Annotated in this window: 18 protein-coding genes; 13 read left to right on the top strand and 5 right to left on the bottom strand. The window is 29.7% G+C overall.

Features of this window, described 5'->3' with window-relative positions; translation table 11 throughout:
• The first annotated feature begins 185 nt into the window (after positions 1-185).
• Both guaA and Q0776_RS17110 read left to right on the top strand, forming a co-directional pair.
• Entirely contained in the window at positions 186-1,718 is a 1,533-nt protein-coding gene (gene guaA, locus Q0776_RS17105) for a glutamine-hydrolyzing GMP synthase (RefSeq protein ID WP_298371032.1), read from the top strand.
• A gap of 24 nt (positions 1,719-1,742) precedes the next feature.
• The gene (locus Q0776_RS17110) at positions 1,743-3,458 is read left to right on the top strand and encodes a LysM peptidoglycan-binding domain-containing protein (protein ID WP_298371034.1); all 1,716 of its coding nucleotides are present in this window, start codon (positions 1,743-1,745) and stop codon (positions 3,456-3,458) included.
• Between the two features lie 73 nt (positions 3,459-3,531).
• Here Q0776_RS17110 and Q0776_RS17115 read toward each other — a convergent pair whose 3' ends face one another.
• Both Q0776_RS17115 and ccsA read right to left on the bottom strand, forming a co-directional pair.
• Positions 3,532-4,047, bottom strand: a complete 516-nt coding sequence (locus Q0776_RS17115; protein WP_298371036.1) for a DUF2892 domain-containing protein — start codon at positions 4,045-4,047, stop codon at positions 3,532-3,534.
• 49 nt (positions 4,048-4,096) lie between these two features.
• The gene (gene ccsA, locus Q0776_RS17120) at positions 4,097-7,216 is read right to left on the bottom strand and encodes a cytochrome c biogenesis protein CcsA (protein ID WP_298371039.1); all 3,120 of its coding nucleotides are present in this window, start codon (positions 7,214-7,216) and stop codon (positions 4,097-4,099) included.
• A 356-nt stretch (positions 7,217-7,572) separates the two neighbouring features.
• Here ccsA and Q0776_RS17125 point away from each other — a divergent pair, with 356 nt between their 5' ends.
• From Q0776_RS17125 to Q0776_RS17175, 11 genes are all read left to right on the top strand, one after another.
• Positions 7,573-8,949, top strand: coding sequence for a tryptophanase (locus tag Q0776_RS17125; protein ID WP_298371042.1), 1,377 nt, complete (start codon positions 7,573-7,575; stop codon positions 8,947-8,949).
• Positions 8,950-9,006: 57 nt separating this feature from the next.
• Positions 9,007-9,471, top strand: a complete 465-nt coding sequence (locus Q0776_RS17130) for an Rrf2 family transcriptional regulator (protein ID WP_298371045.1) — start codon at positions 9,007-9,009, stop codon at positions 9,469-9,471.
• 118 nt (positions 9,472-9,589) lie between these two features.
• Positions 9,590-10,069 (top strand): cytochrome c, encoded by a 480-nt coding sequence (locus Q0776_RS17135; RefSeq protein WP_298371048.1) that lies wholly within the window; start codon positions 9,590-9,592, stop codon positions 10,067-10,069.
• A gap of 12 nt (positions 10,070-10,081) precedes the next feature.
• A complete protein-coding gene (locus tag Q0776_RS17140; RefSeq protein ID WP_298371050.1) occupies positions 10,082-11,419 on the top strand; it encodes a cbb3-type cytochrome c oxidase subunit I in 1,338 nt (445 codons plus the stop codon).
• A gap of 94 nt (positions 11,420-11,513) precedes the next feature.
• Positions 11,514-12,293, top strand: a complete 780-nt coding sequence (locus tag Q0776_RS17145; protein ID WP_298371052.1) for a CbbQ/NirQ/NorQ/GpvN family protein — start codon at positions 11,514-11,516, stop codon at positions 12,291-12,293.
• Between the two features lie 250 nt (positions 12,294-12,543).
• The gene (locus Q0776_RS17150) at positions 12,544-14,313 is read left to right on the top strand and encodes a VWA domain-containing protein (RefSeq protein WP_298371054.1); all 1,770 of its coding nucleotides are present in this window, start codon (positions 12,544-12,546) and stop codon (positions 14,311-14,313) included.
• Between the two features lie 138 nt (positions 14,314-14,451).
• Positions 14,452-15,162, top strand: a complete 711-nt coding sequence (locus Q0776_RS17155; protein ID WP_298371055.1) for a DUF542 domain-containing protein — start codon at positions 14,452-14,454, stop codon at positions 15,160-15,162.
• Entirely contained in the window at positions 15,162-16,139 is a 978-nt protein-coding gene (locus Q0776_RS17160; protein ID WP_298371058.1) for a PAS domain-containing protein, read from the top strand. Before Q0776_RS17155 ends, Q0776_RS17160 begins: the two co-directional genes overlap by 1 nt.
• Positions 16,140-16,142: 3 nt before the next feature.
• Complete coding sequence (locus Q0776_RS17165) at positions 16,143-16,724, top strand: cytochrome c oxidase subunit 3 (RefSeq protein WP_298371061.1); 582 nt, start codon at positions 16,143-16,145, stop codon at positions 16,722-16,724.
• Between the two features lies 1 nt (position 16,725).
• The gene (locus Q0776_RS17170) at positions 16,726-16,968 is read left to right on the top strand and encodes a cytochrome C oxidase subunit IV family protein (protein ID WP_298371064.1); all 243 of its coding nucleotides are present in this window, start codon (positions 16,726-16,728) and stop codon (positions 16,966-16,968) included.
• A 116-nt stretch (positions 16,969-17,084) separates the two neighbouring features.
• Positions 17,085-18,329: an alginate export family protein gene (locus tag Q0776_RS17175; RefSeq protein WP_298371067.1), complete on the top strand. Its 1,245-nt coding sequence runs from the start codon at positions 17,085-17,087 to the stop codon at positions 18,327-18,329.
• 61 nt (positions 18,330-18,390) lie between these two features.
• Here the strand turns inward: Q0776_RS17175 and Q0776_RS17180 are convergent, their stop codons facing one another.
• From Q0776_RS17180 to Q0776_RS17190, 3 genes are read right to left on the bottom strand one after another with little or no spacing between them, the layout of a single operon-like run.
• Complete coding sequence (locus tag Q0776_RS17180; protein WP_298371071.1) at positions 18,391-20,682, bottom strand: TonB-dependent receptor; 2,292 nt, start codon at positions 20,680-20,682, stop codon at positions 18,391-18,393.
• Positions 20,683-20,697: 15 nt separating this feature from the next.
• Positions 20,698-21,831: a PQQ-dependent sugar dehydrogenase gene (locus Q0776_RS17185; protein WP_298371074.1), complete on the bottom strand. Its 1,134-nt coding sequence runs from the start codon at positions 21,829-21,831 to the stop codon at positions 20,698-20,700.
• 57 nt (positions 21,832-21,888) lie between these two features.
• The gene (locus Q0776_RS17190) at positions 21,889-22,272 is read right to left on the bottom strand and encodes a DUF423 domain-containing protein (RefSeq protein WP_298371077.1); all 384 of its coding nucleotides are present in this window, start codon (positions 22,270-22,272) and stop codon (positions 21,889-21,891) included.
• Between the last annotated feature and the right edge of the window lie 28 nt (positions 22,273-22,300).

The raw sequence follows: 22,300 nt of genomic DNA on the forward strand, positions 1-22,300 counted from the left end.
AATTTTTTAAAATGGCCTTAAAACGCATTATTTTAATTAATTTCAAAGTGTTTTTTTATCCTTTTTTATGTAAATAATGAAGTGAAAAGCCTAATTAAGAATTAAATTAGATGTAATTGTAGAATATTGTTGAGAAAAAAATAAATAAAATATTCATACTGTTTAGAATAATATTATTTTTGTGGATGCAACATCAGGTACTTATATTAGATTTCGGTTCGCAATACACGCAGTTGATTGCTCGAAGAGTTAGGGAGTTAAACATTTTTTGTGAAATTTTCCCGTATAATAGCAAAAGTTTTAAAGTGGAAGATTACAAGGCTGTAATTCTTTCTGGAAGTCCATTTTCAGTGAGAGCAGAAGATGCTCCACATCCAAATTTATCCGAAATTAAAGGAAAACTTCCTTTATTAGGAGTTTGTTATGGGGCACAATATATGGCTCATAATTTTGGTGGAGAAGTTGGAGCCTCAAATACACGTGAATATGGAAGAGCAAATCTTTCCTTTATTAAAGAAAACGAACCATTTTTTGAAGGTGTTTCTGAAGGAAGTCAGGTTTGGATGAGTCACAGTGATACCATTTTAGATTTACCAGACAGTTTTGAATTAATTGCCAGCACACACGATGTGGCTAAAGCGGCATTTAAAATAAAGGATGAGCAAACTTATGGTATTCAATTTCACCCAGAAGTATATCATTCAAAAGACGGATTAACAATATTAAAAAACTTTTTAGTAAATATTGCAGGTTTAGAGCAAACTTGGACACCCGAGTGTTTTGTTGAAACAACAGTTGCCGAATTAAAAGAAAAATTAGGGAACGACAAAGTTGTTTTAGGTTTATCTGGTGGAGTTGATTCAACAGTTGCTGCAACATTAATTTCAAAAGCAATTGGGAAAAACTTATATTGTATTTTTGTAAATAATGGATTGCTACGTAAAAATGAGTTCGAAAATGTATTGGATCAATACAAACACATGGGCTTAAACGTGAAAGGAGTTGATGCTTCGGCACGTTTTTTGAAAGAACTGGAAGGAGAATCGGATCCTGAAGGAAAACGTAAAATAATTGGACGTGTGTTTATTGAAGTTTTTGATGATGAAGCACACGAAATACAAGATGTAAAATGGTTAGCACAAGGAACTATTTACCCAGATGTTATTGAATCGGTTTCGGCAACTGGAGGACCTTCAGCAACTATTAAATCGCATCATAATGTTGGTGGATTACCAGATTTTATGAAGCTAAAAATAGTAGAACCTTTAAATACCTTATTTAAAGATGAAGTTCGTAGAGTTGGAGCTTCTATGGGAATTGATGCTGAGTTATTAGGTCGTCATCCGTTTCCTGGTCCAGGTTTTGGAATTCGTATTTTAGGAGATATAACAGCAGAAAAGGTGAGAATGTTACAAGAAGTTGATCATATTTTTATACAAGGATTAAAAGATGAAGGATTGTATAATAAAGTGTGGCAAGCAGGAGCAATGTTATTACCTGTAAATTCTGTAGGTGTTATGGGAGATGAACGAACTTATGAAAAAGCGGTAGTTTTAAGAGCTGTAGAATCTACTGATGGTATGACCGCAGATTGGGTTAATTTACCGTATGAATTTTTACAAAAAACCTCAAATAAAATAATAAATGGTGTAAAAGGCGTTAATAGAGTAGTATATGACATTAGTTCCAAACCACCAGCAACTATTGAGTGGGAATAAAAACCACTTAAATTAATGATATCTATGAAAAGCATAAAGTTTCTGTTTACATTATTGTTGTTTTGTACTATTAGTTTAGTAGCGCAACAAAAAAAGTACGTTTCCTACACAGTTCAAAAAGGGGAAACAATGAAGAGTATTGCAAAGGTTTATAAAATTTCAACAAGAGATTTATTGCGGTTAAATCCCGATATTGGAAGAAAACCTAAAGCAAACACCGTAATTATTGTTCCTAATTTAAATTATGGTAAACATGTAGTTGAAGTTGTTGAAGATGAAGGTGAATATCATACAATACTACCTAAAGAAACTTTATATGGTATTTCTAAAAAGTATAATACCACAATAGAGCAGCTAAAAAAACTAAATCCTCATATAGCAGAAGGTTTAAAAATTGGAATGAAAATAAAAATTCCTTTGAATGTTAATAAAGAGGAAGAAGTTTCTGAAGCAACTTATATATTACATACTGTTGTTAAAGATGAAACTGTATATAATTTAACAAGACGGTATGAAATTTCGGAGGAAGAATTATTACAACTAAATCCAATTTTAAATGATGGACTAAAATTAGGAATGGTTTTAAAAATTAGAATAAAAGAAAATACTGTTATTGATGAGGAAGATGAAGTTTTAGAAGGAGTAAGTTTATTTGTTGAATCTTTAAATGTAGAAAAGAATATTAATGTAGCTATTATGCTACCATATCAAATCAATAAATACACCGATTCTACAAGGGCAAGAAGTTTTTCAAAAAGTAATTCTTTATTAACAATAGCAACTGATTTTCATATGGGAGCTGCAATAGCAATTGATTCTTTAAAAAGAAAAGGATTATCCATAAATGTAAATTATTTTGATACTGAAAATTCGAATTACAAATTAAAAACAATTGTTGATAGAAATGATTTTAGCAATACAGATATAGTAATTGGCCCATTATTTTATGAAAAAGCACATTGGCTTTCTAAGCAAATAGATGTACCTGTTTTTGCTCCAATGTATTCTAAAAAACAGGACGGACTTTCAAATAATAATTTAATAAAATCGGATTCTGATGATTTGGAGGAAAGATTATTGGACTATATGAAAGCAAGTTATAAAGGGCAAAATATTATTGTTGTAAATGATGGATTGGAAGCTTCCAAAAGTAAATTGTGGAAAGCAGTAAATGCTTTAAAAGCATTTGATTCTATCCAAAACGTTGAGGTTATAAAATCGAATAAAGGCTATATAGATAATACTAAATTTAAAGAAAAGCTTAGTTTAGATACTAACAATTGGGTATTATTAATTAGTGATGAAATTGTTACTACAGCTGCAACTATAAACAATCTTAAAGGGTTTGCAGAAGAGTATAATATTACCTTATTATCAATAGATAAAGGAAAGAATTTTGATAATGTAGATAATAGTTTTTTAGGTCAGCTAAACTTTGTATTTGCCTCTAAAGACTTTGTTAATATGCAAAATCCAATGGTAAAACAATTTTTTAACAAATTTAAAAATACGTATAATTCGTTTCCTTCAAAATATGCCATAAGAGGGTTTGATGTAACTTATGATGCCCTAATTAGGCTTGCAAGTAAAGATTCTTTAGAAGATGGATTAAAGGCTGGAACATCATCAAGAATTTCAGCTATGTTTGATTATAATAAAAAACTATTTGGTAGTTTTGAAAACAAAGGTATTTTTATAATTCAATACAATCCGGAGCTTAATCCAATAATTATTGAATAAAAACAAATTGGTATAAAATAAAAAAAGAGCACAATACATTGTGCTCTTTTTTTATATGATTTTTTGAAATAAATTATATTTTTTTCAATTGATCTTTCATCATTTTAATTTGATCGGTTAAAACACCTTGAGAATCTAATTTTTTAGCTTCATTAATTAACATAGTAGCTTCTCTTTTTCTTCTTTTAGACATTGCAATACCACCCAATTGTAATTTTGCCATAGCTTCATCGTGTTTCATATTTAAACCCAAACTTAATGCTTTTTTAAAGAATTTTTCGGCCTGAGTTAGGTTTGTTTGAGAAACCATAATACCTTGTAAAAAGTTATAATATCCTTCTTGCTTTTTAATTAAAGCACTACTAGGGTTTTTAATATAAGATAACCATTTACTGGCTCCTGCAAAATTTTGTTTTCTTAATTGTAAAAAAGCTAACAAAATAAATTCGTTTTTAAAATAAAACAACACAAAAATACCAGCTAATAATACTATAGAAATTCCATTCATAATATTACCATCAGCAAATTGAAATATTGCCCAAACTAAAATACCTGCAGCTATAACTAATTTTATATACTTATTAAACATTGAAAATTATTTTTTAAGGTGCAAAGTTACATTTTTGCTCCGATTTTAGTTATTTTTTATAATGTTTTTTATACTGAATAAATGCGAAAATTGAAATAACAGTAACAACTGAAACGGCATAATATACAAACGTAGGTGTAATTGCTTTATCACCACTAGCATAAGAATGTAATCCAGATAAGTAAAAGTTAACTCCAAAATAAGTCATTAATATAGAGGCAAAAGCCGCCACAGAACACACATTAAAAATAAATCGACCCCTTAAACCAGGCACTAATCTTAAGTGTAAAACAAATGCATAAATCATAATACTAATTAAAGCCCAAGTTTCTTTAGGGTCCCAACCCCAATAACGACCCCAACTTTCATTGGCCCATTGTCCGCCTAAAAAGTTACCAATTACAAGCATTATTAACCCAACAGTAAGTGACATTTCATTAATAATGGTAATTTCTTTAATAATTGCACCAACTTTTAATTTGTTTTTAGAATTGGTTAAAATCATAAGGATTAATGCAATTAAACCAAGTATCATACCTAAAGCAAAAGGACCATAACTAGCAACAATAATTGCCACATGAATCATTAACCAATACGAATTTAATACAGGCTGAAGGTTAGCAATTTCTGGATCCATCCAATTCCAATGTGCTACCATTAATATAAATGCAGTTAAAAATGCTGTTGCAGCAATAGTCATAGAAGATCTTCTACCGAAAATTAAACCAAATAACATTGTTGCCCATCCTACATAAATCATAGATTCGTAAGCATTACTCCAAGGAGCGTGTCCACTTACAATCCAACGTGCAATTAACCCGCCAGTATGCATTAAAAATAGTCCAATAATAATAGCAATACTTCCTTTAATTAAAAAGTTGATGATTTTGTTATTGTTAAAAATTTGAAATATTACAAAAAGAAACATTAATGTTCCAATATACATATAGTAACTAAACAGTTTTTTAAAAACATCGTACTTATTATATGCAATTTCTAAATCTATTTTTTTATCAGAAGGATAAACGGCACTTCCGTATTTCTTTTGAAAATCGGATAATCCTTTTAATAATTGATTTGCGGTTGTATAATCATTAGTTTTTGTAGTTTCAGATAGGGTTTGAACATAGATTGGTAAAAGCTGTCGCACAAATAATGAATCTTGTCCAGTAAAATGTGCGTTGTTTAAATTATTATGCGATACCCAAGTATTATTTGCATCATTAGGGATAGGAAATATTCTTAAAATATCACCGGTAATTGCAGAATAAAATAAATTAACTCTCCGGTCTACATTAACAACATCTTTTTCAAACTTACTTTTAATGTTACTTTTTTGGGCTTTTTGCTGGTCTTCAGCAATTTTATACATCCCTTTGCTGTCAAAAAAGTTTGCAAGTGTTGCATATTTTTGATCGTGTGGAATACCAATAATATCTCTTAATTTCGTATTTCCTTTTTCAACATAAATAATAGGAATTTGAAACCATAAGCGTGGATTTTGTTGAATTGATAAAAATACCTGAGAAGCATTCATTTCCTTATATGTGTCCTGTTTGCTAACTTTTCTTAACAATTGAGAGGCATATGTATGAATAGGTTTCATTCTACCTCCAGCATCCTGAATTATAATTTTACTGAAAGCTTCTGCGTGGTTTTTGTCAATTTTATTGGCAATTAATGCAGAATCAATTTGTTTTTCGGATAAATCGTGTTTGTGTTGTTGAGAAAAACTTGCTCCCGAAACAAATAGTAAAACGAGTAATGAAAGTGAAGCTTTGTTTTTCCTCATTTTTTGAAGACTTTTTCTTAAAGCATCAAATCTGGTATGTTTCATAAATAAAATTAAAATCAACCCGGCGTACAACAAAAAGTATCCAATATAAGTGATTGTAGAACCCCAAAAATCGTGATTAACAGATAAATGAGTTTCTTCATATTCTGGAGTTATATTATAACTACTTTGAAAAAATTTATAACCTTTATAATTTAGAATATTATTCATGAAAATTCTAAAATCAAAGGTTTCACTAGGATCTATTACGGTTACTTCACTGGCGTAAGACATTGCACTTTCAGAACCGGGATATTTGTCTAACTGAAAATCGTTTAGTTTTATGCTAAAAGGTAATTGTTTTTGAAGGGCACCATAACTCATTCTAAAATTTAAATTTCCAATCGAAAACTGGGTTGGGGGTTGAATTGCTAATTTTCCTCCATTTAATTTAATGTGTTTGGTTTCTCCATTGCTGGTAACATCAAATTCTAATTGAGCTAACGAATTTTGATCCTTGTCACCAGGTACAGTTTTATAGGCTCCTTTAATTGGGTTTTTAGGGATTACAAATTGCAATCCGGCTAAATTGTGAACAGCTAGAATAGAAAAATCTTGAAGAGAATCTTTTTTAATGTTTCCCTCAAAACTATCGGCCATTCTAAAAAATTGACCATCAACAGCAGAAGTAATTTTTAATTTATTGTCTATAAAATTAAAGTCTATCGTGTTTTTGTTTGGAGCATCAAACCCAATCAAAACACCGTGAACTAACTCCGAAGTTCCTTTTTTGATGTAATGATTGTGACGACCGCCACCTCCTGATTCGACAAAAAGAATATAATCATCACCAGTTTCACTTTCTTCAAACACATTCGAAGCATTAGGAATATAGTCGGTAAGTTTAACAGAAACATCTGTTCCTTTAAAATCTGTTTTATAATGATAGGAATTACTTCCTAGTGAGGATAATAAAATTGGATGATGAACCGGAGTTTTTTGTTCCTTTCCATCGTTTATTACAATACTTATATAATTTTTTTCAGAAAGAAATTTATTGGTAACATTACCTTCTTTAATTGGCATAATTCCTTCAAAACTAACATATCGTGTAATTCCTGCACCAATAATTATCAATAAAAAGGATAAGTGAAATGCTAATACTACCAGTTTTTCCTTTCTTAACAATTTATATTTAAAGATATTTCCAAAGAAATTAATTGCAAAGAAAACCATAATTGCTTCAAACCACCAAGCATTATAAACTAAGGCTTTGGCTGTTTCGGTTCCATAGTCGTTTTCAATAAATGTTGCCACCCCCATTGCCATTGCGAAAACGAGGAACAAAACGGCCATTAAACGGGTTGAATATATAAGTGATAAGAATTTATTCATAGGGATGCTTTTATTAGAATTCTATATGTTTGGCAAAAATAATGATAATTGTCATATAAATGGTATGTTATTAAGTTTTAAAAAGTTAAAATTCTTAAAAAGATACAAGGTCAAAGTTAACCGTAACTTTTGTTACAATAACTGACGTTTATCAGTTAATTAATTATTCAATTTATTGTAACTAAAATTGTCCATTTTAATAAATGTTTATAAATTTGCTATACTTTTTTAAACAATGAGAACATTTACTAGTAATAATTTATATTTAAATATTAAGCGTCCTGAGTGCTTTATTAAATAGTGCCTTCTAATTACCAGTCTCAAACTTTTAAACTTTTAAACTAAAAATATTACTTATGGAATTGCCATATGCAGAACCTTATAAAATAAAAATGGTTGAATCAATAAAGCGTTCAACAAAAGAGCAACGATTAAAATGGATTAAAAAAGCTAAATACAACTTATTTAATTTAGATTCGGAACATGTATTTATTGATTTGTTAACCGATTCTGGTACCGGGGCAATGAGTGATAAGCAATGGGCAGAAATGATGATTGGTGATGAAAGTTATGCAGGATCGTCTTCATATAAAAAATTAAAAAAAGTAGTAAAAAATATAACTGGATTTAAATACTTTTTACCAACGCATCAAGGAAGAGCTGCCGAAAATGTGTTGTTTTCAGCAATGATAAAAGAAGGAGATATTGTTCCTGGTAATTCGCATTTCGATACTACCAAAGGTCATATTGAATTTAGGAAAGCAACAGCTGTAGATTGCACCATAGATGAAGCTTTTGATACATCAATACTGCACCCGTTTAAAGGTAATATAGATTTAAAGAAATTAGAAGATGTATTTCAAAAATATCCAAAAGAGCAAATTCCTTTTGTTATTCTTACAATAACTTGTAATAGTGCTGGTGGGCAACCAGTTTCTGTTAAAAATGTAAAAGAGGTTTCAAATTTGTGCAAACAATATGGTGTTCCTTTGTATTTTGATGCTGCTAGATTTGCTGAGAATGCCTATTTCATTAAAAAAAGAGAAAAAGGCTATGAAAATAAAACCATAAAAGAAATTGTAAAAGAAGTTTTTTCTTATGGAGATGGAATGACTATTAGTGCTAAAAAAGATGGACTTGTAAATATGGGAGGGTTTATAGCCTTAAATAATAAGGGAATATTTAAAAAAGCAACCGTGTTTAATATTATGTTTGAAGGTTTTATAACCTATGGAGGAATGAATGGAAGAGACATGGGAGCATTGGCAGTTGGTTTAAACGAATCTACAGAATTTAATTATTTAGAAAGTAGAGTAGAACAAATAGCTTATTTGGGTAAAAAGCTTGTGGAATATGGAGTTCCAGTTCAACAACCTTTTGGAGGTCATGCTATATTTTTAGATGCCAATAAATTTGTGCCAACAATTCCTAGAGAGGAATATAGAGCTCAGGCTTTAGCAATAGAATTGTATATTGTAGGTGGAATTAGGGGCGTAGAAATAGGAACAGTTTTGGCGGATAGAGATCCAATTACAAGAGAAAACAGATATCCAGAATTAGAATTGGTACGTTTGGCAGTTCCTAGAAGAACTTATACTAATAATCACATGGATTTTATTGCCGTTGCTTTAAAAAATATTTATGATACAAGAAATGAAGCAAAATCAGGATATAAAATTATTGATGAAGCGCCAATTATGAGACATTTTACTGTTCAATTTGAAAAAATATAATACATGTTTGTCTTTTTTTGTTAATTTTACCGTATTGAAATTGAAAAGTTAAGGATTATGATGTTATCTCGTGCCAGTAAGTATGCAATTTTGTCAACTTTATTTTTGGCAGAACATGTTAAAGACAAGAAAAAAATAAGCGTTAAAGTAATTGCAGAAAGTATAGATGTTCCAAGTCCTTTTTTGGCTAAATTGTTTCAACAATTGGTTAAAGGGAAAATAATTTCATCTACAAAAGGACCAAATGGAGGGTTTTATTTAACAAAGAGTAACCAAAAGAAATCGGTTTTAGATATAATTGAGAATATAGATGGTTTAAATAGATTAAACGAATGTTTTTTAGGGTTATCAGAATGTGATGGAAGTAACCCTTGTCCCGTTCATTTTATAGTTGAACCGTTTAAAAACAGTATTTTAGGGAAGTTTAGAGATAAAAATATTATGGAATTTTCCGAAGAAATTGTATCTCATGGTAGAAAACTTTCGTTAAAAGATCTTTCCCCTGAATTCGATAAAAAGTAAAATAACTGACAATTGTCACTGATAAATAAAAATTATAATCTATTTTTGCTTTTATAAAAGATAAAAAGGTCTTAATATATTTAAAACTGAAAAATTAATTAATTAAACAACTAAACACATGTTATCTAAAAAACAGGCAAGAGCTTTCTTTTTGGGGGGAACATTAGTAACGTTTCTAATTTTTATAGGACTTACAGTATTTTCTTTATCAAAAGAAGTTGACCAAACAAATCACGGCAATATTACAGCAGAAGTTGTAAGAGGAAAAGAAATTTGGGAATCAAACAATTGTATGGGATGTCATACAATACTTGGTGAAGGCGCATATTATGCACCAGAATTAACTAAAGTTGTAGACCGTTTAAACCAAAAATATGATGGCAACGGGGAGCAAGTAATTAAGAGCATTTTAATGTCTCAAGGACCTTGGCAACCAAATGGTAGAAAAATGGTAGCTTATGGTATGACCGAGCAAGAAGCTTCAGATGTTGTAGCTTTTTTTAAATGGATAGGTGAAATTGACTTAAACGGGTTTGGAGAAGTAGTAGGAGTCGATAGAAAAATATCACCGTTAGCAAAAGAAAAAATTAACAACTAAGAAATTATAAAGATGAAATATAAATCACAAAAAGTAGCGTATTGGTTTTTTGCCCTTTCAATGTTGCTATTAGTTTTACAAATTACCTATGGTTTTATCATGGGATTCGCACGAATAGGGTTCGATAATTTACATGATTTTATTCCTTTTAATACCGCAAGAGCAGTTCATACTAATTTATTAGTAGTTTGGTTGTTATCAGGGTTTATGGGAGCCGCTTATTATATTATTCCAGAAGAAGCTCAAAAAGAACTTGTAAGTGTTAAACTAGCTTACGTTCAGTTAATTAGTTTGGCAATTGTTGGTGTAATAGCAGTTGTTGGTTATCATTTTAATTATTGGGAAGGAAGAAAATTTTTAGAAATTCCTAGACCTTTAGATTATTTAGTAGTAGTAAACGTTTTACTATTTTTAGGATTAATTCTAACAACATTATTTACTTCAAAAAGAAAAACAACTACAGCTTTAGTATTGTCAATGGGTCTTTTATTTGCAGCTTTATTGTATTTACCGGGTATGTTACCATTCGATAGTCAAGTTACAGATTCTTTTTTCCGTTGGTGGGTTGTTCACTTATGGGTAGAAGGTGTTTGGGAATTAATTATGGGAGGTATTTTATCCTTCTTATTAATTAAATTAACTGGTGTAGATAGAGAAGTTATTGAAAAATGGCTGTACGTAATTGTTGGATTAACATTCTTATCAGGTGTTTTAGGAACAGGTCACCATTACTATTATATTGGTGTAAATAAAATTTGGTTAGTAGTTGGTGGTATATTTTCAGCATTAGAACCTTTAGCGTTTTTAGCAATGGCATTATTTGCTGTAAATATGTACAGAAAAGGAGAGAAGAAACATCCAAATAAATTAGCATTATATTGGACATTAGGTTCAGCAATTGTTTCGTTTGTTGGTGCAGGTTTGTTAGGTTTTGCACACACATTACCTCAAACAAATTTATACACTCACGGAACTTTAGTAACTGCAATGCACGGACATTTAGCCTTCTGGGGAGCGTATGCAATGATTGTTTTAGCAATAATTAGTTATAGTTTGCCAAATATGACAGGTAGAAAATTATACGAATCTGCGAGTGGTAGAGCGGCCTTTTGGTTATCTAATATTGGTATGATTGGTATGACCGTTGCTTTTGGTGTTGCAGGTGTTGCTCAGGTTTATTTAGAACGTAAGTTTGGAATGGAATTTATGGCTGTTCAAAAAGAAATAAGCATACATTTTGTAGTGTTGATACTTTGCGCAACTATGTTTACAACAGGAATTGTATTATATATTATAGATTTTTACAAGCACGGTAAACCAACCGATGAAGCTTTGGAATTAAATAATTAAAATATTGATTTTAGATTTGGCCAGAGCTATGGTAAACTATAATTATTCCATACTTAATAGTTTATTTTAGTTCTGGTTTTTTAAATTTTTTAATATGAAAAATCAATTACCATATTACCACCAAGTAGGAAAAGAAGTTGAAGTGTTTGAACACGCTTATAAAAACAAAATTCCATTTTTATTAAAAGGTCCTACAGGAACGGGTAAATCTAGATTTATTGAGTATATGGCTCATAAATTAGATAAAAAATTAATTACAATTTCTTGTCATGAAGAAACTTCTTCAACAGATTTAGTAGGAAGATATATTATAAAAGGAGCAGAAACTATTTGGTCTGATGGTCCTTTGACAACTGCTTTAAAACAAGGAGCAATTATTTATTTAGATGAAATTGCTGAAGCAAGACCAGATGTAATTGTAGCCATTCATTCTTTAACAGATCACAGACGTGAAATGTTTATTGATAAGTTAGGTGAAACTGTAAAAGCGCACGAAGATTTTATGTTGGTTGCATCCTTTAATCCTGGTTATCAAAAAGGATTTAAAGAATTAAAACCATCTACTCGTCAGCGATTTATAGCAACATCATTTGCTTATCCTGAAGCTAAAATTGAAGCTGAAATATTAGTAAATGAAACTAAGGTAGATAAGGAAATTGCTAAAAAACTAGTAAATATTGCTACTAAGATTAGAAATTTAACAGAGCTTGGTTTGGCAGAAACTGTTTCTACGCGTTTGTTGGTTGATGCTGCAAAACTAATTTATAGCGGATTACCAAAACGTTTATCTGTTGAAGTTGCGATTGTAGAACCTTTAACCGATGATTTAGATGTGGTTGAAGCTTTAAAAGATTTATGTAATCTAATGATTTAAAGGGAGTCGGAAGTGAGAAGTTAGAAGTCAGAAGTTGGAAGTTGGGAGATTGAAATTGAAAGTGGACGAGAGGAGTTGAAAACAAGCTGAAAATAAAAAGTTGTCATAATGAGCCTGTCTAAGTCAAAAATGGTTAATAAGTCATGTCATACTGTGTCTGTCGAAGTATGTTTCAGAATCTCATCAACATAAAAATACACACAATAACAAATAGCAATTAACCAAAAACTAAACTCAATAACTAAAAGTAATGTTTGAACCGGATGAATATCTTTTTACAAAACTTGCCTATTACTTTAAACGAAAAAGTAAAAAAAGGCAGGCAGATATTTTACATGCTGTAAATTTAAACGATTTAAAACCTCGTTTAACTATTTTGGCACGTGCTATTACTGGTGAATCTATTGATATTTATGAAGCTGAACGAGAAGGAGGTTATAAAAATAATAACTTTTTTCTACCAAGTCGGTTTGTTGAATTTACTTCTGTTGATGAAAATATTTCATTTTATTTATTCAGAATTTTATACTTATCAGTTCAAAAGAATTTAGAGTTAAATTGGAATGATAATCAAGAACACGAGTTATTAGAGAGTCAGCAGAAAGCTGAAGAAAACGCTAATAAAGTTTTGACTTCATTGTTTGAACAATTTCCGATAACGGAAAAATATTATAACAAATTTGTTCAATTTTATTCTGAAAAACAAAAAAGTTACACTGCTAAAGACTTTTCATTTATCTACGGAAAATGGATGCGAAATAATCCTGAAGAAGCTTCAGAAGAAAAATTACAGAATTTTACAGAAAAGGTTAAAAAAGCAGATGAAGAGAAGCCAAAAACTATTTTAAAATCTAATGCTGTTGAAGAAATTATTTCTGTTCAGGTAGATATTAAACAACAAGAAGATGCTGTTTTGCAACATCAGTTTGAAAAAGTGGAAACGGCTGAAGAATTTGGAGGAAATTTTAGAGATTTTGATGGTGAAGATGAATTAGATGATCATTCCAATGCGTTAGAAGATATTAATATGAAATATACAGTGCGCGTTGATGATACGGTACATTCTGTATATCAAGCCGATTTTATTGAAAACACAACGGTTTCAGAAAGTTCAGAAATTGATTCAAAAGGTTACCATATTAAATACGATGAATGGGATTATACAAAACGAAGTTATAAACCTGATTTTTGTAAAGTATACCCAAAATCATTATTAAAAACAGACGTTCCGTATTACAAAAAAACATTAAACGATAACCGTTCAACATTAAATGGTTTGCGTAAAATGTTAACTACGGTAAATAATAAATACCAACAACAGCGCAGGCAAACGCAAGGTGAGGAGTTTGATATTGATGCCATAACAGATTTATTTGTTGATGTACACTCTGGACATACACCTTCAGAAAAAATATACATTTCTAAACGAAAAAAAGAGAAGGATTTATCTATTTTATTGTTGCTAGATATTAGTTTATCAAGCGATGGGTACGCCGCAGGAAATAAAGTAATTGATGTTGAAAAACAGGTTTCAATTCTGTTTGGAGAAATTTTAGAAGAGTTTAATATCGATTTTTCAATAGACTGTTTTTACTCAAAAACGCGCAATCATTCGTCATATATTACGATAAAAGATTTTGATGAAGATTGGAACAAAGCAAAGTTTAAAGTTGGTGCAGTTGAGCCAAGTGGTTATACACGTATTGGTGCTGCTTTGCGTCATTCAGGTGCAATGTTAGATAAGCGAGATACTAAAAATAAGTGGGTTATTTTAATTTCTGATGGTAAACCAAATGATTACGATAAGTATGAAGGTAAATATGGTGTTAATGATGTAAAACAAGCACTTCGGGAATTAAATGAACGTAATATTAATTCATATGCTTTAGCCATTGAAGCACAAGCAAAATATTATCTGCCTCAAATGTTTGGACAAAATCATTATCAAATTTTAACAACACCTTCAGAATTATTAAAATATTTAGTTCAATTATACGAGAAAATTAAACATCAATCTTAGCTTAATTGTTGAAAATAAGCAGATTTTAATTAAGAAATATTCCATCTAAAACGTTGTAGTATAGTTTGTTGTATTTTTTTTATAAAAAAGGATAAAATTGTCTTTTATTTAATATCTTTGTAATCTAAAATTATAACAATGCAAATAACAAAAGAAAATACGGTAGCAGAGGTTGTTTCAAAAAATCTTGGGTCTGATTACGTTTTTAGTAAGTACAAAATTGATTTTTGTTGTGGAGGTGGAGATACGTTAGAAAAAGCGTGTAAGGAAAGTGGAGTCGATTTTGATATTTTAAAACAAGAAATTGAAACAATAAATAATAAAATCTCTGGAGAAACAAACATTGAAGAATTAGATATTCCTACGTTAATTAGTGAGGTAAAAGGTGGTTTCCATACAACAATTAGCGATGGTTTGTATGAGATTTTGCCATATGCTGCTAAAGTAGCGCAAGTTCATGGTAGCGAACATAAAGAAGTTATTGAAATAAATGAATTGATTATTGCTGTTGAGATGGTAATAACCGAAACATTTAAAAATTCAATAATGAGTTTGTATCCAAGTATTAATGAAATTGTTGATGCAAATGAAAAATCTGAAGAAGTTACGTTAGAAAGTTTACAAGCCTTACAAAAAGCTATTAAACGAAATGAAATTGCACAAGGTTTAATGGGAGATTCTTTTAAAGAAATTTCCAAATTATCATCTAACTACACAACTCCAGAGAGTGCTTGTAATTCATATAAATTCTTATATAAAAACTTACAACAATTAGAACACCAAGTACATAAATACATGCATTTCGAAAAAAATGTATTAATACCAAAAGCTTTAAATCTTATTGAATAATGGATTCATTTTTACCTACCATAGAAAAATTACCTGAAGGACATCCTGTAAAAGTTTATTATCAGGAAGGTGCCTTAATACAAGATATTTTATTAGAATTATATGATGCTGATCCAGTAAAGGATTTTCAGAAGTATTTTAACATATTTAATCAATTAACAACTATTGAAAAACGTTTTGCTCGTAAAGAAAATCAGTTATTTCCATATTTAGAAAAACATGGTTGGGAAGGTCCAAGCCAAGGAATGTGGTCTTTTCATGATAATTTACGAGATCAAATTCGTTTGTTAAATGGTTATAATAAAGAGAAAAATACAGCCAAAATTATTGATAATATTCCTTATTTAATTGAAGGTGTAAAACGGTTAATGACTATTGAAGATACGCGTTTATTTCCAAATTCAATGGATTTGTTGAGCGAAGATGACTGGAAAGAATTTTATCAAGGTGATGAAGAAATTGGTTGGATGTTGTTAGAAAAACCAACTCCTTATCCAGCACTTGAAAAGGAAGAATATGTACATCCAAGTAAAGATTTTAAAAAGCGTGATTTATCGTTTTCTTTAGATAATACATTTCATTATGATGAGGGATATATGACACCTGAACAAGTAAATTTATTACTTCGTTTTTTACCAGTAGATATTACGTATGTTGATGAAAATGATAAAGTAATTTTTTACAATAGAGGAGACGATCGAGTTTTTCCTAGAAGTAAAGGAATTATTGGACGTGAGGTACGTTTTTGTCATCCGCCAAAAAGTGTAGATATGGTGTTGCGTATTGTTGAAGAATTTAAAGCAGGAACAAAAGATGTTGCTGAGTTTTGGTTCAATTTTAAAGGACGAATTATTCATATTAGATATTTCGCTATTAGAAACGATAATAAAGAATACAAAGGAGTTATTGAAATGTCGCAAGATATTACAGATATTCAAAAATTAGAAGGTCAAAAACGTTTGTTAGACTGGGATTAATTTATGGAAACACAATCATTAAATCATAAAAACTTATACTATCCACCTGGTGGAATCCTAATGTGGATAGTTATATTTTTAGAATTATTTACCTTTGGAATTGCCTTAGTTGCTATGATACTTTATAGTAAGGATGAGCCTGAGGTATTTCATACTTCAAGACTATTATTAAACTCAACTTTTGGTGCTATAAATACGCTATTTTTAATTACTAGCGGTTTTCTTATGGCAAAATCAGTAGCATTTTTTAAAGAAAAAAACACGGCTAAAACTTCATTATATTTAAAATTAACAATGTTAGGTGGTGTTTTATTTCTACTACTTAAAAGTGTTGAATACTATGGTAAAATAGATGCAGGTTTAACAATGGGCTACAATACCTTTTTCTCATTTTATTGGATGCTTACATTGTTTCATGTAATTCATGTAGTAGTTGGTTTAGTTATTTTAATCTCAATTTACTTTGGAATAAAAAAAGAAAATAATTCAACAAAATTAGAAGATGTAGAAGCAAGTGCTGCTTTTTGGCATATGTGCGATTTAATTTGGTTGTTGTTATTTCCGGTAATTTATTTAATATTTTAGTATGAAGAATGCTGTATTTTTAAAAGTGTTAATTGTTTTAATAGTATTAACTATTGTTTCTGCTATTTTCTCAAATAGTAATTTAGAGTTTACTTCAACAATCATATTAATACTTTCTATTTTTAAATTTGTTGGGGTTTCGTTTTATTTTATGGAATTAAGAAAAGCGCATGTATTTTGGAAAGCATCGGTACTAATATTTCTTTTTTTATTTTCAGTTGTAAGTTTAAATATTTTATGGTAATTACAAAAAAGTTGATAAAAATCAGTGATTAAAAGTTTGAATTGATTTATTTTCGCATTTTAAAAGACAAAAAGGTCTTTAAATATAATATCAAAACTAAACAAAAACTAATAACAATGAGAAAAATTTTAATTTTAGTATTTCTAGTATTAATTTCAATTACCAGTAAAGCGCAGTTTTCTTTAGAAGGAGAGTTAAGACCTAGAACTGAATATAGAAATGGATTTGGAAACTTAATAGCCGACGCAGCTGAACCTGGCTTTGGTATATCTACAAGAGCTCGTTTAAAATTTGGCTACAAAGCAGAAGGATACAATTTATATATTAGCTTACAAGATGTAATGGTTTGGGGTGAAAACAGACAAATTTTACCTGATGACGAAAACAATTCTTTTGCTGTTTTTCAAGCTTGGGCTGAAATTAATTTAGGTGAAGGATTAACTACAAAACTTGGTCGTCAGGCAATTATTTATGACGATCATAGAATATTTGGAAGTCTAGATTGGGCACAACAAGGTAGAAACCACGATGCTGCACTTTTAAGATATAATAAAGATAAATTTATGTTTGATCTAGGTTTAGCTTTTAATCAAGATTATGATAATCCAACAGGATTCATTTCTTCAGGAAATTATTACGGCACAACTGGATTTTTCTCCTACAAAACTATGCAATACGCATATTTAAAAAATTCTTGGGATTCATTTTCAGGAAGCCTATTAATTTTAAATAACGGATTTCAAGAAACTGAAGATATTAGTAATTTGCAAACAATAGGAACTCATTTAGATTATAAAAAGGGAACTTTTGGAGCAGCTGCAAATTTATTTTTACAAACAGGAAAAAGACAAGGCGAAGTTGATGTTAAAGGTGCGTATTTAGCGAGTGTAGATTTTTCTTTAAAGGCCACAGATAAAGTAACTTTTGGATTAGGAACTGAAATTATTAGTGGAAATGACGGAGATGCTGGAGAGACAGGAGCTTTTTTCCCACTTTACGGAACAAACCATAAGTTTAATGGTTTTATGGACTATTTTTACGTTGGAAATCACGCAAACTCAATTGGATTATTTGATATCCATGCAAGTGCCACTTTTAATTTAGGTAACGAGTCTAGTTTACTTGTAAAAGCTCTAAATTTTTCGGGAGAACAAGAATTGCCTAGCGGTGAAAAAAGTTTAGGTACTGAAGTAGATTTAGTTTTTTCTAAAAAATTCAAAGGATATTCTTTAGTAGCAGGGTATTCTCAAATGTTTGCAAGCGACGGAATGTATGAACTTAAAGGTTTAGATGAATCTTTAGCAGCGGGAAGCCAAAATTGGGCTTGGGTTATGTTGGTTATTAAACCTAAGTTTTTATAAAAATTTGTAATTTGATGTAATGTAAACCCAGCACTTTTTAAGAAAGTTGTTGGGTTTATTTTTATATAAAAGTATATTTTAAATTGATATTTCCTATAAAATTTGTGGGCTCTCCAGGATAATAATATCGTGGTTTTGAATTACCAAAACTTGTGGCATTTATCAATAACATAGAAGCATATTTTTCGTTAAAAACATTATTAAATTTAATAAATATGTTTGACGATAACCGTTTGCTAATATTAATGTTGTAGCCAATTAATGCATTTACTAATTGATATTTTTTGGAATAAAGTATGTTATCATCACGCAATGGCATTTTCCCAAAATAATTGAAATCTAAATTTGTGTACAAACCAAAGATTGTTTCTAAATTAATTGATGTATTGTAAGTAAATTTAGGAATTCCCGGTAAATAATTTCCAGAATAGTCATTTTCAAAATCAATAAAATCGTTAAATTTAAAGTTGTTAATGCTTACATTATGTTGGTTATAAATTTTTAAAGTATTGTTTTTAAAAATGTTATAATTTAGGGAAAACTCAAAACCTTTATAACTAGTTTTACCGGCGTTTACACCAACATATTGATCATCTCCAATACGTTTTGCAACTAATAAGTTTTTAACATTCATATAAAATATAGAAACAGAATAATTAAGTGTGCTGTTAATTAATTTTCCACGACTGCCAATTTCAAAATTCCAACCTTCCTCGGGTTTAATAGTTGAGTTTATTTCATTGTTTGGTAATAGTATTTCTTCTAAAGTAGGAGCTGAAAATCCGTGATTAATAGATCCATACAACATAGAATTTTCATTTATTTGTTGGGTGATACCAAAGGATGGCGAGAGTTTAGTTTTAAAATTATACGATCCCGATGAATTTTCAAAACCAGAATTAAATTTGTCGAAAAGTTTGTAATAAGTGTTGTTTAAGTTTACTCCAATATTTAATTGAGTACTATTTGATAAATTATATTTAGAATCAAAAAATAAATTAAAATAAGTTCTGTTTTCTTTCCATTTACTTAAACGTTCACCTTCAATAGATCCTGAATTTTCCGATGCGTTTTTATATAAATTTTCAAAAGTTCCATAAGATTTGGAGTCTTTAAAAAATTCACCTCCAATTACCCAATTAAAACTAGAATTAAAAATTTTACTTAAAGAATTTAAGCGAGTTCTAATTCCAAAACCAGCAGTTTGTTCTTTTAAAATATTAAAAGGTCTGGCTTCATAAGTGTCAAAATTTGAATAAAAAATATTTGTAGATTGGTTAGTAGAATCATTAAAAGTATGTTTCCACGAAGCACCAATCATTCCTTTTTTTGAAGCTTCATAACCTTTAGCGTTATTCCAAGTAAAAGCAGCAGAAGTGGGATTATTTAAATAATTTTCTTCATCAATTGAACTAGGGATGAATCCTTTTAAATCAATATAATTTCCAAAAAAAGAAAAACTGTTTTTACTATTAAAAAAATGTTTAGATGCAATAGTTATAGATTCTTTATCTGTAATATTATTGTCTCTATATCCATCACTATGAAAATTCGAATAAATAAGGTTTGCGGAGTTTGTATTATTTCCAAGTTCGGTTTGGAGTACATATTTGTTTAAACCAAAAGATCCGATTGTTAAAGCAGTATTTAGGGTTTGTTCGCTAAAAAAACCTTTCTCCGGAACAAACTGAATTGCACCACCCAAACCTGAGCCAAATAGTGTAGCAGAAGATCCTTTTAAAATTTGAACACTTCCTAATGCTGTTAATTCGATATCCTCTATAGATGATTCTCCCGATCCATTTGTTAATGGAATGTCGTCGTAATAAACTTTAATTTTACTTGTTCCATATAAATTTCTAGAGCCAATTCCTCTTATAGTAATTCTGTTTGTTGTATACGTTCCAGAATGCATATATATACCAGGAATTTTATTAATTACCTGCGCAACATTTGTTGAGTTTACCGCAATTTCTTTTTTTTGAATAAGAGCAATAGAAGCTGGAATTTCATTTAATTTATGTTTAAAATTAAGTGCTTTAATTTCAATTTCTGAAAGTGTTTCAAATGTTGGTTTAAGACTTACAACAAAATAATTTGTGCTAATTAGAGAAATTTCTTGAGTAATATATCCAATTTTATTAATAGAATATATTCCAGTTTTTGGCAACTTTATTTCACCATTTTTGGTTGATATATATTTAGTGCTATATTCTTTTGAAGTAAATACAACATCACTTAACTCTAAACTATTTGCGGCATCAACAACTTTACCCACAAGTTGTTGAGCATTTATTTTAACCGTTAATAAAAAGAGAATTAATAGAAAATAAAATCTAGATTTTTGGAGCATTAATCAGTATAACTTTTAATTAATGGGTGTTAATCTGTAAATTCCTTTAAATTCAACAGAAACATAAATATATCCATCGGGTGCCTGAACAACAGTTCTAATTCGTCCAATATCTTCCATTAATTTTTCTTCTTCAACTACTTTATTATCAGAAATAACACATCTATCTAAATATTGAAATTTTAACGAACCTACCAAAATATTCCCTTTCCAATTTGGGTATTTGTTGCTTGTTACATATGCCATTCCACTAGGTGCAATTGAAGGAACCCAATAATGAATTGGGTTTTCCATTCCAGGTAATGTTTTGTTTTCAGTAAAAGTTGTACCGTTATAGTTGATTCCATAAGAAGCTTTTGGCCAACCATAATTTTTCCCAGGTTTAACAATATTAATTTCATCACCACCTTGTGGACCGTGCTCGTGCAACCAAATTTCACCAGTTTCAGGATGTAAAATCATTCCTTGCGGATTTCTATGACCGTATGAATAGGTAGCTTTTTTTGCATTTGGCGTATTGTAAAATGGGTTAGACGTTGGAATACTCCCATCTTTATGTATTCGGTAAATTTTTCCTCCATCTTTTTGAAGACTTTGTGGATTTTCATCTCTTTTTCCTCTATCACCAACAGAGAAATATAAAAATCCTTCTTTGTCAAAAACAATTCTAGAACCAAAATGTTGACCTTTTTTGGTGTTTGGTGTTGCTTTATACAAAACTTCTAAATTGGTTAAAGAATTACCTGTTAGTTTAGCTCTAGCAATAGTTGTATTTGCACCTTTATTATCTTTTTCAATATTTGAAGCGTAAGAAAAATAAATCCACCCCGTATTTTTATAATCGGGGTCTAGTTGAATATCCATAAAACCACCTTGCCCTTGAACAATAATTTCAGGAACATTTGAAATAAGAGTTTTAACTCCATTTTTAAAATGAATTAAATCTCCTTTTTTTTCTGAAATTAGCATCGATCCATCAGGTAAAAACGCCATTCCCCAAGCCTGATCTAATTTGTCAACAACAAGTTCAGCTTTAAATTGAAATGGCTTGTCTCCAGTATTTGAAGTAACATTTACTAATTTTGGTGCTTCTTGATTACAATTTAGGAATAAAAAAAATGCTAAACAAAGTGTTTGAAAATAGTTCATTTTAAAGAGTTTAAATACGAGTATGAATCAAATATAATTAAAATTTGATTCAGTTTGCTAAAATCCGGTTTTTATAGAAACTATTAATAAACCCCAACCAATAATTAAAAATAAACCGCCAAGAGGTGTTATTGGACCTAAAAATTTCAATTTTCTGTTTTTTGCAGAAGAAATAACCAACCCATATATACTAAAAGAAAATAATAAGATTCCAATTATAAAACTGTAAACCATATATGTTTCTGAAGTAGTTTCAAAATTAAAATTGAATCCAATTATTAAAAGTACAATAGCGTGGTACATTTGATATTTTACACCAGTTTCAAAACTTTTTAGTTGCTCTTCTGATAGTATTTTTTTTAAAGCGTGAGCTCCAAAAGCTCCAAAAATTACCGATAATCCTCCTAAAATACTTGCCGTAATTAATGTAAATTGTTCCATAAGTTGTTTTATTAAACTATAATATTAC

It is taken from the genome of uncultured Lutibacter sp. (genome assembly GCF_947495725.1).
In the GTDB taxonomy this organism is placed as follows: domain Bacteria; phylum Bacteroidota; class Bacteroidia; order Flavobacteriales; family Flavobacteriaceae; genus Lutibacter.